This window comes from Mesorhizobium sp. BH1-1-4, from assembly GCF_020165665.1.
Classification (GTDB): domain Bacteria; phylum Pseudomonadota; class Alphaproteobacteria; order Rhizobiales; family Rhizobiaceae; genus Mesorhizobium.
On the sequence record NZ_JAIUIN010000005.1, the window covers coordinates 60011 to 72950 of the forward strand.

Annotated in this window: 10 protein-coding genes; 8 read left to right on the top strand and 2 right to left on the bottom strand. The window is 64.1% G+C overall.

All coding sequences use genetic code 11. The annotated features are described in order from the left end of the window. Positions 1–23 precede the first annotated feature (23 nt). Entirely contained in the window at positions 24–824 is an 801-nt protein-coding gene (locus LB569_RS11500) for a 3-methyl-2-oxobutanoate hydroxymethyltransferase (RefSeq protein ID WP_140702050.1), read from the top strand. Here LB569_RS11500 and hutH read toward each other — a convergent pair. After that, positions 789–2306, bottom strand: a complete 1518-nt coding sequence (hutH, locus tag LB569_RS11505) for a histidine ammonia-lyase (protein WP_224692368.1) — start codon at positions 2304–2306, stop codon at positions 789–791. The genes LB569_RS11500 and hutH overlap by 36 nt on opposite strands. After that, the gene (locus tag LB569_RS11510; protein ID WP_224692369.1) at positions 2303–3304 is read right to left on the bottom strand and encodes an ornithine cyclodeaminase family protein; all 1002 of its coding nucleotides are present in this window, start codon (positions 3302–3304) and stop codon (positions 2303–2305) included. The genes hutH and LB569_RS11510 overlap by 4 nt, the downstream gene beginning before the upstream one ends. 113 nt (positions 3305–3417) lie before the next feature. On the opposite strand from LB569_RS11510, the gene LB569_RS11515 reads away from it, so the two are divergent. From LB569_RS11515 to LB569_RS11545, 7 genes are all read left to right on the top strand, one after another. Further along, positions 3418–4851, top strand: coding sequence for a DHA2 family efflux MFS transporter permease subunit (locus tag LB569_RS11515; RefSeq protein ID WP_224692370.1), 1434 nt, complete (start codon positions 3418–3420; stop codon positions 4849–4851). Between the two features lie 271 nt (positions 4852–5122). Continuing rightward, positions 5123–6109 (top strand): ABC transporter permease, encoded by a 987-nt coding sequence (locus LB569_RS11520; protein WP_224692371.1) that lies wholly within the window; start codon positions 5123–5125, stop codon positions 6107–6109. A gap of 88 nt (positions 6110–6197) precedes the next feature. Further along, positions 6198–7223 (top strand): sugar ABC transporter substrate-binding protein, encoded by a 1026-nt coding sequence (locus LB569_RS11525; RefSeq protein ID WP_224692372.1) that lies wholly within the window; start codon positions 6198–6200, stop codon positions 7221–7223. A gap of 84 nt (positions 7224–7307) precedes the next feature. Further along, a complete protein-coding gene (locus LB569_RS11530; RefSeq protein ID WP_224692373.1) occupies positions 7308–9431 on the top strand; it encodes an ABC transporter permease in 2124 nt (707 codons plus the stop codon). Next, entirely contained in the window at positions 9428–10483 is a 1056-nt protein-coding gene (locus tag LB569_RS11535; RefSeq protein WP_224692374.1) for a hypothetical protein, read from the top strand. The genes LB569_RS11530 and LB569_RS11535 overlap by 4 nt, the downstream gene beginning before the upstream one ends. After that, positions 10483–11979, top strand: a complete 1497-nt coding sequence (locus LB569_RS11540; RefSeq protein ID WP_224692375.1) for a sugar ABC transporter ATP-binding protein — start codon at positions 10483–10485, stop codon at positions 11977–11979. Before LB569_RS11535 ends, LB569_RS11540 begins: the two co-directional genes overlap by 1 nt. 318 nt (positions 11980–12297) lie before the next feature. Continuing rightward, complete coding sequence (locus LB569_RS11545; RefSeq protein WP_224692376.1) at positions 12298–12708, top strand: carboxymuconolactone decarboxylase family protein; 411 nt, start codon at positions 12298–12300, stop codon at positions 12706–12708. The last annotated feature ends 232 nt before the right edge of the window (positions 12709–12940 follow it).

Consider the following 12940-nt stretch of genomic DNA (forward strand, 5'->3'; position numbering starts at 1 on the left):
AGCAGGCAACAGAGGGACGTTTGATGAGCCGAAAGAGACCGACAGTCGCCGATTTGCGCGCCATGAAAGGCAAGCGGCAGCTGACCATGCTGCGCGTGCTCAACCTGGACGAGGCGGAGGCCGCCGAGCGGGCAGGGGTCGACATCGTCTCGGTGCCGCCCGAACTGGTGCTCAATCCGCAATACCGCGACGCGGCACCCAGCCTGTTCACCATGCCGGGCGACAATTTCTTCGAGATCGGCACGGCTGACGATTTCCTGCGTTGGGCTTTCCGGCTCTACAAGGCTGGCGCCGACGCGGTCTATTGCAGCGCGGGCTATGCCACGATCAAGCGGATGGCGGACGACGCCATTCCCGTCATCGGCCATGTCGGCCTCATTCCGTCCCGTGCGACCTGGACCGGCGGCTTCAAGGCGGTCGGGAAGACCGCCGACACGGCGATGCAGGTGTTCGAGGCGGTGAAGCAGCTGGAGGCCGCCGGTGCCATCGGCGCCGAGATCGAAGTGGTGCCGGTCGAGGTCGCCAAGGCGATTTCGGAGCGCACGCCGCTGATCATGCTGTCGATGGGGGCGGGCACCGGCTGCGATGCGCAATATCTGTTCGCCGACGACATCCTCGGCCAGAACAGGGGTCACATGCCGCGCCACTCCAAGGTCTACCGCAATTTCGCCGCCGAATATGACCGGCTGCAGGCGGAACGGGTGGCGGCGTTCTCCGAATATGTCGCAGACGTCAACAGCGGCGCCTATCCCGAGGACAGGCACATCGTGCATATGGATCCCGCCGAGCTACGCCTGTTTCTCGACAAGGTCGGCCGGAGCTAGGGCCGGCCGCCACGCATTACCGGCGAGCGCGGCGTGGAGTGCTTCCGCATCGACGCCGAGCGGCCGGTCCTCCTTCAGGGAAGGGACGAGCGCGCGTATCGCCGTGTGGACGGCTGACGTGCGCGGGGCCAGCGTCAACCCTTCACGCAGGTCGACGGCCTGGGCGGCGGCCATCAGTTCGAAAGCGATCAGCCGCCGCCACAGCACGATCATGTCGGCGCATTTCCAAACCGCCAGCGGCGTCTGCGTGGCGTGATCCTCGACGCCTTCCGAAACCGGCAGGAAGTCAAGCACCACCGGATTGGCCTTGTGGCGGATGGCAGCCAGGATCGACGTCACCGTCTTCTGCAGCGGCACGAAACCGGCCGAGGCGCCGCCGACCGGCGACAGATATTTCGGCAGGCCGTTGCGGCCCGAGCCGGTGAGCTGGATGAAGCGGGCCGCACTGGCGGCGGCGCACTGGGCGATGGCAAGGCTGAGCGTCTCGAAGGCAAGCGCCAGCGAAGCGGTGTGGAAGTTGCCGGTCGACAGCACCAGCTCGTCATCGCCCAGAACCAGCGGGTTGTCGGCGGCGGCATTGAGTTCGATCTCGACGGCGCGTTTTGCCTGGCCGATCGCCTCGATCAGCGCGCCATTGATCGAGGGCATGCAGCGGATCGACAGCGGATCCTGGATGTTGGTGGGCGCCGGTGCTTCGTCGCGGGCGAGAAGATCGTGCAGCGCCTTGGCGGCTTCCTGCTGACCGGCAGCCGGCCGCGCCATATGCAGGCGGGGATCGAGGATGGTGCGGTTGGCGCCAAACCCTTCCATGGTCAGCGCGCCGGCCTGCTGCTGCTGGTCAAGGGCCGACAGCGCGTCCGTAACCACAAGCGCGCCGCCGCCGGTGGAGACAGCGGAAGCGTTGATCAGCGACAGCCCGTCCTTGGGCGCCAGGCCGATCGGAGCGAGGCGGGCCATCATCAGCGCCTTGGCCGCCGGCATGCGCCTGCCCTGATAATCGGCTTCGCCTTCGCCGATCAGCAGGCGGGCGATCGCGGTCATCAGCACCAGGTCGCCGGCGCCGATCGAGCCCAGCGACGGCATGACAGGATGAACACCGGCGTTGAGCACATCGACCAAGGCAACGAAGACGGCTGGCGACAGGCCGGAGCCACCCACCGACAGCATTGTCAGGCGTGCGAGCATGGTTGCCCGCACGGCCTCGACCGGCAGCGCTTCGCCGACCGCGCCGCTGCGGCCCTCGAGCAACTGGCGCTGGAAGGCGCTAGGGTCACCCTCGACCGATGTACCGAGATTGGCGCCGAGCCCGGTGTTCAGGCCGTAGATCTGCTGGCCGGAGGCCGCGGCCTGGTCGAGCACCTTTCGCGCCTCCTCCAGCCTGCCGATGATCTCGGCTCCGATTTCCACCTTGCGCGCCTCGCGGGCGACGGCGGCGACGTCGCCGACGCTGACGCCGGTCCCGGTGAGGACGAGCGCGCTCATGCGAAACGCAGCCTCTGGCCGATGCCTTGCGCTTGCGCCTTGGCCAGCATCGCCTTGCCGAGCGCGATGTCGGACAGCGACAGGCCCCGGTGCCAGAACAGGATGGTTTCGTCGTCACTCTGCCGTCCCGGCCTCAGGCCGGCGGCGATCTGGCCGAGTTCGGCATGCAGCGTCGTCTCGCTCAGCCGCCCGGTCTCGACATGGGCACGCAGCGAGCCGAACTTGCCACCCTTGCACTGGCCCCAGTCGTCGACGACCATCTTCTGCATGATGTCGGTCAGCGACAGCTCCACCGCGCTCATCGTACCATAGGGCACCACCAAGGCCCCGGGCTTAATCCATTCGGTCTTGAGCAGGGGTTGCGGCTCGGGCAGGCGCGAGGCCTCGACGACAATGTCGGCGCCTTTGACGCAGCTCTCCCAGTCAGCGACCGCGTTGACAGGCTTGCCGAGATCGGCGGCGAGCTTCGCGGCAAAGCCGTCGCGGCTTTCCGGCCGGCGCGAATGGACGCGGATTTCGTCGAAATCGAAGAGATGGTCGAGCAGGCGAACATTCCAGTACGCGGTGCCGCGTGCGCCGATATGGGCGAGCACCTTGGAGTTCTTGCGCGCCAGGTGCTTGGCGCCGATGGCGGTGACGGCGCCGGTGCGCATGTCGGTGATGACGGTGGCGTCGAGGATGGCGCGCGGCGTGCCGGTGCGCGGATCGAACAGATTGAGGATGCCGAATTCCGAGGGCAGGCCGTGCAGATAGTTGTCGACATAGTCGCCGACGATTTTTACGCCCGCCGTGTCGAGCGGCGCGACGTAGCCACGCAGAACATTGAAATGGCCGTGGAAGGACGGGTCGGGTTCGAGGTGGACACGCGGCTCGATCACCGTCTGGCCCTTGCCTTGCGCGATGAGCCCGGCCTCGACGGCGCCGACGATCTCGGCATCGGTCATGGCAAGGGCTTCGATGTCGAGAGCATTGAGGTAGTCGATATAGATAGGCTTCATGCGTCTGCGTTCCTCGGCCACCCCGCTCCTCCATAACAGGCCGCGACGCGACACGAAAGTTTGTTGGCTGTTGTCTGGACGCCGTCGGCCAAATGCTGTTCAAGCGGTCCGTCATGACTGCCATTCCCGAGACCGAAGCTTCAGCCGAAACAGCCGGGAATTCGCGGCGTGTGGCGCTGATCGTCGCCATCGCCTTCTTCATGCAGCTGCTGGATTCGACGATCATCTCGACCTCGCTGCCGCAGATGGGGGAATCGTTCGGCGTGCCGGCGGTGGCGATGAGCATCGGCATCACCGTCTACATGCTGACCATGGCGGTGTTCGTGCCGCTGTCGGGCTGGCTCGCCGACCGCTTCGGCGCGCGCAACATCTTCCTCGTGGCCATCGCGCTGTTCACGCTGGCGTCACTCGCCTGCGGCTTTTCGCAAGACCTGACCCAGTTCGTCGTTGCCCGCGCAGTGCAGGGCCTGGGCAGCGCGCTGATGACGCCGGTCGGCCGAATTCTCGTTCTGCGCAACGCGTCCAAATCCGAATTGCTCAACGCCACGGCGCTGATCACCTGGCCGGCGCTGTTCGCGCCTGTCGTCGGCCCGGTGCTCGGCGGCTTCATCACCACCTATCTGTCCTGGCACTGGAATTTCTTCATCAACATCCCGCTCGGTGTGATCGGGCTGGCGTTGGTTGCCCGCTTCATTCCGGGCGATCGTGAAGCCGATCCCAAACCGCTCGACTGGCCAGGGTTCTTTCTGACATCGCTCGGGCTCGCCTGCCTGCTCTATGGCCTCGAACGCATCGCGCATCCTGAGGATGGCGCCTTGCCAACGGTGGGGCTGATCGCTGCGGGCATGCTCATCGGCTGGCTGGCGGTGCGCCATCTCAGGCGCGCGCCGCATCCGCTGCTCGATCTCTCGTCGTTCAAGGTGCAGACCTTCGCCGTCTCGACGCTTGCCGCCGGCACCATCTTCCGGGTGGCGATCAACGCCACGCCGTTCCTCCTGCCGCTGCTGTTCCAGGTCGGTTTCGGCCTCTCGCCGGTCGATGCCGGCATGATGATCCTGGCCTATTTCCTCGGCAATCTCGGCATGAAGACGGTGACGACGCCAACGCTGCGCCGCTTCGGCTTTCGCTCGGTTATGGTCGTCAACGGCATCATCGCGTCCGCATCGATCATGGCGTGCGCGGCGATCTCGCCGCAGACGCCGCAGGCCTTGGTGGTGTCCCTGATGCTGATTGCCGGCCTGACGCGCTCAATGCAGTTCACCGCGCTCAACACGCTGGCCTTCGCCGATATCGCCGCCGGGCAGCGCAGTTCGGCGGCGACGCTGTCGTCGATGCTGCAGCAGGTGGCGATGCTGTTCGGCGTCGCGGTGGCGGCGGCGATCTTGAACCTGTCGCAGATCGCAAGGGATCGGCCGGCGCTCGATCTCGTCGATTTTCGAGCAGCCTTCCTGGTGATCGGCGCCATCGGGCTGGTGGCGGCGTTCCGTTTCCTGGTGTTGCCGAGGACCGCTGGCGCCGAGGTCTCGGGCCATTTTGCCGGGAACTGAAGTCGAATTTTCCCGCCCATCGCGGGGTTAAATTCCATCTTCGCCTTTCGCCTTGGTGTGGCGCATTCGCGGGTACGGACAATGGCGCAAACAATTGCCAAAAGTGCTGGAGTTTCCGGGCATTGCGCCAGTTTTGCCAATCAATGCGTCCACTCCAAGAATCTCGCCGCCAGACCTTGTTTCAAGCGCGGATTCATTTGACGAAGCGGCGTTGAGCCGATTAGCTTTCTTTCCTGGGGTGGCAGCGCTGCCATCGGGGTGAAAGCAGACAATGAACATGGCCGGCTGGCTGAACTTCAGGAGCCTGAATCAGGAAGGCATTGTCTTTGCCATAGCGGTGGTGCTGTTCGTCGCGGCGGCCATCGGCCTGCCTGGCTTCATCGATCCCAACAATCTCGTCGCCATCGTTCGCTCGGTCTCGGTGCTGGGCATACTGGCGCTCGGCATGGCTGTCGTCATCATCGGCCGCGGCATAGACCTGTCGGCGGTGGCGATCATGGCGATGTCGGTCGCCTGGTATCTGCAACTGCTCAACACTGGGACTTCGGACGGGCTGGCCTTCGCCTATGTCCTGGCAGGCGTGCTCGCCATCGGCCTCCTCAACGGCTTTCTCGTCGCCTATGCCGATGTGCCGGCGATCTTCGTCACGCTGGCGACCGGCTCCTTCGTCTTCGGCTATGTCCGCTCGCAACTGATCACGCAGGACGCGGTGCCGGTGCCGCAGGGCCATTGGGTGGAACTGCTCGGCGGCCTGCGCTTCCTCGACATCCCGATCGAGGTGTTCGTGTTCGCGGGGCTCGCCTTCCTGTTCTTCCTGTTCCTGCGCTACACCAAATGGGGCCGCTATATCTATTTCGCCGGCGACAATCCGGTGGCCGCCCGCAACATCGGCATTCCGGTGCGGCCGATGCTGGTGCTGCGCTATGTGCTCTCCGCCTTCGTGGCGCTGATCGCCGGCCTTTTGACGGCGGCCAGCCTGCATTCGATCAACACGCGGGTCGTCAACTCGACGCTGCTCTACGACATCGTGCTGGTGGCGGTTATCGGCGGCATCGGCCTGTCAGGCGGGCGAGGCGGGGTGCGCAACGTGCTGGTTGGCGCGGCACTGATCGGCATCCTGCTCAACGCCATGACCATCATCGACATTCCGCTGCTCTACCAGAACCTGATCAAGGCGGCGATCCTGCTCGGCGCCATCATCGTCGACGGCATCATCAATCCGCGCGACGAACAGACCGCGCAGCAGGGCGACATTTAGGGCAGATGGGCTAGCCCATCCTGCTCTGGGGTACCCGGTGCGATCGGGGCGATCGGCCGGCAATGAAACCGAACCAGAGGATGACATAATGAAACTGATCAGAACACTCCTGGCGGCGGCCACGGCCCTTGCCGCCACCGCCTTCGTGGCGCCGACTTTCGCCGCCGACGATCCGGGCCCGGCGGCTTACGCGCAGGCACTCAAGGGCAAGCGCGTCATGCTGGTGCCGCTGGCCATGGGCTTCGACCTGGCGCAGGGTTGGGCGCATTACCTGAAGAAGGAAGTCGAGGCCTGGGGCGGCACGTTCGAGACGCGCGATCCGAACTGGGTGGTCGACGCCGGCGCGCAGGCGATCACCGATGCGATCTCGTCCGACACCAGACCAGACGTGCTGATCATCCATGCGCCGGACCTCAACTCCTATTCCAAGTTGATGAAGAAGGCGCAGGCGGCTGGCACCTATGTGATCCTGGTCGACAATCCGGCCAACTTCCCGGCCGATGCTTTCGTCGGCAGCGACTGGGACCGGCTCGGCCAGCTCGAGGCGGAAGCCGCGATCAAGGGCTGCGGTGAGAACTCGTCCAAGAAGATCGGGCTGGTGCAGGGCGACCAGGCCAACTCTTCCAGCCTTTACCAATATGCCGGCATCATGAAGGTGCTGGACAAGCATCCCGACTTCAAGGTCGTGGCCAAGCCCGACTCCAACTGGGATGCGACGACCTCGCGCAACGTGACCACGACCATGCTGCAGCAGAACCCCGACATCTGCTCGATCATCGACTTCTGGGATGGTGACGCGACCGGCGCATCCGCCGCGATCCGCGACGCCAAGCTCGACGGCAAGGTCTTCCTGGTCACCACCGGCGGCGGCGAAAAGGCAGCCGATTGCGACAAGCTGGCCGACGGCACCTATGGCGCCGTGGTGATGACCGATCTCGCCCGCCAGTCGGGCGACATGAACGCCATCATCAAATTCCTGCTGCAGAGCGGCCAGCCGGCCGGCACCTCGCACACCTACATCTACACGCTGGAGAAGGCGACGACCAAGGCCGACCTCAAGCCCGACAGCTGCTGGGACCTGAAGGCGCTGCAAGCCGAAGCGGCGGCGAAATAAGCCGATCGTTTTCTAAAGGCCTCAACGAGGTGGCCGGATCGTCCGGCCGCCTCTTTCTCTCGTTTCTCTTGCCGCAGTGACCTGATGACCTTTCGCGAACGCCTCCAGTCCTGGCGCTACAATATCGTGCCCGACCATCTGGTCGGCGAGATCCTGACCAAGCGCTGGACCGACAACGCCATTCCTTTCCTGGCGCTGGTGGTGACATTGGCGACCTTCGGCTCGATCATTCCGGGCTTCTTCAAGCTCTCCTCGCTGCAGGAATCGACCCGCCAGCTCGGCGAGTTCTCGATGGTGGTCACCGGCATGACCGTGGTGATGCTGGGCGGCGGCATCGATCTCTCGGTCGGCTCGATCTTCGCTTTGTCCTGTTTTTCCGCCGTCTATGTCTTCTTCATCCTCGAACAGTCGATCTGGCTGGCGCTGGCCGCGTCGCTCGCCACGGGTCTCGTCTTCGGCGCCATCAACGGCTACCTCGTCGGCTATCTCAGGCTGCGCGCCTTCCTCACCACGCTGGTGACCTTCATCTTCGGGCGGGCGCTGTTCGACATCCTGGTCACCACCTATGCCGCCGACGTGCAGCTTTCGACCGCTACGTCCGACGTGCTCGATTTCATCGGCGACAGCACCTTCTGGGGGCTTTCCGTCTCGGTCTGGCTGGCGATCATCCTGGCCATCGTCACCCATATCGCGCTGACGCGCTCGCGGCCGGGCTGGCATGTGCTGGCGGTCGGCGGCTCCAGGCGCTCGGCGCACAATGCGGGCATCCGCGTGCGCCGCACCGTGTTCATGACCTATGTCTTTTCCGGTTTCTGCGCCTCGATCGGCGGCTTTCTCATCGCCTGCCGGCTGAGCGGAGCAGGGCCGGGCACAGGCCTCAATCTCGAAATCATGGCGCTGACGGCGGCGGTGGTCGGCGGCGTCAGTCTCGGCGGCGGGCGCGGCTCGGTGGTCAAGGGCCTGATGGGCGCCATCATCGTCTTGACCATGACCAATGGACTGATCCGGCTCGGCTACGGCACAGGCACCAACCAGATGGTGCTTGGCATCATGCTGGCGGTTGCGGTGACCATCGATATCCGCTGGCTGAAGAACCGCCACAAGGTGCTGAACGAGGTCTATGTCGCGCCGGTCTATCTCAAGATGGGCGAAACACAGTCCGCGGTGCCGGGCTCCGGCACGCCTTACGCACTCGACAACCGGTTGTCCGCCGCCGACCATATCGGGCTTGGCGAACTGGAGGGGCCGGAAGACGTCATCCTCGACCGCGACGACAATCTCTATTGCGGCACGCGCCATGGCGAGATCGTCCGCTTCTTCGCACCGGATTATGTCAGGTCGGAAGTCTTTGCCCACATTGGCGGCTTCCCGCTGGGCTTGGCCTTCGACAGAGCGGGCAATCTGATCAGTTGCGTCGGCGCCATGGGACTCTATTCGGTGTCGCCGGAACGGGAAGTAAAACGCCTGTCGGCCGAGACCTCGCGTTCCTGGACCTCGATCGTCGATGATGCGCGGCTGCGCGATCCCAATGATTGCGACATCGCGCCGGACGGGCGCATCTATTTCACGGATTCCACGAAGCGCTACGATGCCCATGATTGGGCGCTGGACTCGATCGAGAACCGCGCTACCGGCCGCCTGCTGGTCTACGATCCCCGGGATGGCTCGACAAAGACGCTGCTCGACGGCTACCGCTACACCAACGGCGTGTGCATGGCGCATGACGGCAAGTCGCTGTTCTTCGCCGAAAGCTGGGCCTGCCGCGTGCATCGCTACTGGCTGGAAGGACCGAAGGCGGGCGCCGCCGAATGCGTCATCCGCGACATGCCGGGCTATCCCGACAACATCAACCGCGCCTCCGACGGCAACTACTGGATGGCGTGGCTGGGCATGCGCACGCCGAGCTTCGACCTCTCGCTGCGCCACCCCGACATGCGCAAGCGCATGACGCGCCGGCTGCCGCAGGACGAATGGCTGTTCCCCAACATCAACACCGGCGGCGTGGTGAAATTCAACGAGAAGGGCGGCATCGTCGAGGCGATGGGCGACCTGACAGGCGGCGCGCATCCGATGGTCACCTCGATGCGCGAACACAAGGGATATCTGTTCGTCGGCGGCATCCTCAACAACCGCATCGGCCGCTACAAGATATCAGGCGCCGACCCGAACTGGACCAGCCCCGCTTCCTACTGGGGGGCGAAGCAGTGATTCTCGATCCTGTGCTTGACCTGTTTCGCGGCAAGGCGGTGACCATCCCGCCGCTCGACGGCGCCTTCCGGCCCAATACGCGGCTGGATGATGCGCCTGTATTCGCCGAACTGACCGAGCCGGACAATCTGCTGGTTGCCGATCGCCGCCTTCTGGCCTCCAGCGGCAACGCCATCCACGCGATTGCCGCCGGCACCGAGATCAAGGTTGTCGAAACCTTTCCTTCCCCAATCACCGCGCTGGCTCTGTCGCCGTCGGGTGAACTGACGGTGGGGTTGGAAACCGGCAAGCTGCTGATATCAGGCAAGGAGGTTGCGCTGCCGGCTGGTGTCAGCTGCATCACCGCGCTCGCCTATGCCGAGGACGGCACGCTATGGCTGGCCAACGGGTCGGCCGAGCACGCGCCGTCGCAATGGGCGGCCGATCTGATGAAGAAGGGCGCGTCCGGTTCGCTTTGGAAACGGGATGCGGCGGGCGGCGAGTTCCGCAGGCTGGCGGGCGACATCGCGTTCCCTTATGGGCTCCATCCCCTCGGCGGAGATGTGCTGGTGAGCGAGAGCTGGCGCCATCAGCTTGTCCGTTTCGATGGCACGACCGGCAATCGCTCGACCGTGCTGACGCATCTGCCCGGCTATCCCGCGCGGCTCGCGCCTGCCGCCGATGGCGGCGCATGGCTTACCCTGTTCGCGCCGCGCAACCGGCTGATCGAATTCGTGCTGCAGGAGACGTACTATCGGCAGGACATGATCGACCAGGTGCCGCCGGCCTACTGGATCGCGCCGGCGCTGGCGTCCAACCGCAGCTTCCTCGAACCGCTGCAATGCGGCGGCATCCGCACCATGGGCATCCACAAGCCGTGGTCGCCGAGCCGCTCCTACGGGCTGGTGGTCAGGCTCGATCAAAACATACAGCCGCAATTCAGCTTGCACAGCCGCGCCAACGGCACGCGCCATGGCATCTGCAGCGTGGCGGAATGGGATGGCAGGCTGTTGATCGCTTCGAAGGGCGGCGATTGCGTGCTGGCCGTCGACCTTGCCTCGGGAGGTTTCTGATGGAACCGATCGTTCGCCTGGAGAATGTCACCAAGAATTACCGCGGCGTGCCGGCGGTGAAGAACGTCACTTTCGAGCTGCGCAAGGGCGAAATCCATGCGCTGCTCGGCGAGAACGGTGCGGGAAAATCGACACTGACCAAGATCATCGCCGGCGTGGTCGACGCCACCTCCGGCAAGATGTTCCACAAGGGCCGGGAGATCGCCTACGCCTCGCCGCACGCCGCGCTCGAGGCGGGCATTGCCATGGTGTTCCAGGAGACCAGCCTGGTGCCGTCGATGACGGTGGCGCAGAACCTCTATCTCGGTACCGAAAAATTCCTCAACCGGCTGCGCGGCACGTATATTTCAGCACAGCAGTTCCTGCAGTCGCTGAATTTTCCGGTCGATCCCAACGCCATGGTGGCGACACTGGGTGCGGCCAAGCGGCAGATGGTCGAGATCGCGCGCGCGGTGCACCACAATGCCGAGATCATCATCTTCGACGAACCGACAGCGACGCTGACACCGGAGGAAAAGCGGCACTTCTTCGCGCTGATCCGCCGGTTGAAGGCGAGCGGCGTGTCGATTGTCTTCATCAGCCACGCGCTGGAAGAGGCGCTCGCAATCGCCGACCGCATCACCATCCTGCGCGACGGCGAACTGGTCATCACCGACGACACTTCGGCCTTCGACCGCGACAGGATCGTCGCTGCCATGGTCGGGCGCACACTGTCGGGCCAGATCTATCGTCAGCGCGAAGAGGCCAGGCTGCGCAAGGCCGGCAAGAAAGTGCTGTCGGTGCAGGACATTTCGATGAGCAATGTCGTGCGCAACACTTCGTTCTCGATCTTCGAGGGCCAGATCACTGGCGTGTTCGGCCTGATCGGCTCCGGCCGCACCGAAACGTTCAAGATCGTGTCCGGCATCTACAAGCGTGATTTCCTGCGCGGTGGCGCGATCGAACTGAACGACAGGCCGGTGCGGTACCTCGTGCCGAGCGAAGCGGTTGCCGACGGCATCGTCTATGTCACCGAGGATCGCAAGAGCGAGGGCATCTTCGAAACGATGGGGATTGCCGAGAACCTGTTCGGCGGGCTGCTGGCGGCGGGCCGTGAAAAGGCCTGGGTGATCAACCAGCAGGAGATGCGGCAGCTTTCGGCGGAATGGACGAAAACACTCAACATCAAGGCGATCAACGACAATGCGCGCGTCGTCGAGCTGTCGGGCGGCAACCAGCAGAAGGTGGTGATCGGCAAGGGGCTGGTGCAGCAGCCGCGCATCGTCATCTTCGACGAGCCGACGCGCGGCGTCGATGTCGGCGCGATCGCCGAGATCCACCAGATCATCAACCGGCTGGCCGACGAAGGGTTGGCCGTGGTGGTGATCTCGTCCTATCTGCCGGAAATCATGAACCTGTCGGACCGCATTTTGGTTTGCCGGCAAGGGCGCATCGTCGAGGAGTTTTCACCGGCGGAGGCGACGGAGGAGAAGATCATGTATGCGGCGGTGCATTAGATTCGCTGAGGCTTGGCGGTACATGCACGTTGGCAATTGGCGAAAACGCCCGCCCCTTCGTCATCCTGGGGCTAGCAAGGAGCGAAGCGACGCGGCGCAGACCCCAGGATCCATGCCGGGACTCAGGTGTGCTGCTGCGGTGCAGGATTTGGCTCCGCTGCGCTCTACGTGAAAGTCACGGAATGGTAAGGGGCTCCGCGAATCTCCACGGTTCTGTTCCAACCCGCATCAAAAACTGATCAGAAATGCTGGTTAGCCGCCTTTGCTCCAAGCTTGATTCAACGACCTAATTCATCGATCGAAACGAAAGGAAACGCCATGGCCACCACAAGACTCCTCAGCGATCCCGAGGTCGAAAAAATCCCGGCGGTGAAGGCGGTGTTCGACGACATCAGGGCAACGCGCAAATCGGATTTCGTCAACAATTTCTGGCGTGGTCTGGCCAATGATCCGGCGGCGCTGAAGCGGATCTGGGAGCAGTTGAAGGTGGTGATGGTCGCCGACAGCGCGATCGATCCGCTGACCAAGGAGATGATCTACATCGCGGTGTCGACGGCCAATGGCTGCTCCTACTGTGTCCACTCGCACACGGCGGCCGCCCGTGCCAAGGGCATGACCGACGCGCAGCATGGCGAATTGGTGTCGATCATCGGCCTCGCCGGCCAGACCAACCATCTGGTGACGGCGATGCAGATCCCGGTCGACCCGCAATTCGAGGTGAAAAGCTAGAGCCATTTCCGGGAAGGCGCATTACGGCTTTCCATCCGAAATTGCGTAAAAACGAAGGATTGGAGCGGTTCGGAAATTCTATCAAACGCTGAACCGCACCGGCGGCCAGCCGGCCCATCGGCGCGGCGCGAACATTTGTCCCCAGCCTGTTAAGGAAGTGACATGTAACGGCACTAAGGAGACCCCACGCGAAGTTGCGCGCCGGTGGTTCTCCGGCAGCCGGCTCTCGCAG

What these genes read in the sequence shown, in the direction of transcription:
- LB569_RS11500 (WP_140702050.1), top strand. Translation starts at nt 24, where the DNA reads ATGAGCCGAAAGAGACCGACAGTCGCCGATTTGCGCGCCATGAAAGGC.
- hutH (WP_224692368.1), bottom strand. Translation starts at nt 2,306, where the DNA reads ATGAGCGCGCTCGTCCTCACCGGGACCGGCGTCAGCGTCGGCGACGTC.
- LB569_RS11510 (WP_224692369.1), bottom strand. Translation starts at nt 3,304, where the DNA reads ATGAAGCCTATCTATATCGACTACCTCAATGCTCTCGACATCGAAGCC.
- LB569_RS11515 (WP_224692370.1), top strand. Translation starts at nt 3,418, where the DNA reads ATGACTGCCATTCCCGAGACCGAAGCTTCAGCCGAAACAGCCGGGAAT.
- LB569_RS11520 (WP_224692371.1), top strand. Translation starts at nt 5,123, where the DNA reads ATGAACATGGCCGGCTGGCTGAACTTCAGGAGCCTGAATCAGGAAGGC.
- LB569_RS11525 (WP_224692372.1), top strand. Translation starts at nt 6,198, where the DNA reads ATGAAACTGATCAGAACACTCCTGGCGGCGGCCACGGCCCTTGCCGCC.
- LB569_RS11530 (WP_224692373.1), top strand. Translation starts at nt 7,308, where the DNA reads ATGACCTTTCGCGAACGCCTCCAGTCCTGGCGCTACAATATCGTGCCC.
- LB569_RS11540 (WP_224692375.1), top strand. Translation starts at nt 10,483, where the DNA reads ATGGAACCGATCGTTCGCCTGGAGAATGTCACCAAGAATTACCGCGGC.
- LB569_RS11545 (WP_224692376.1), top strand. Translation starts at nt 12,298, where the DNA reads ATGGCCACCACAAGACTCCTCAGCGATCCCGAGGTCGAAAAAATCCCG.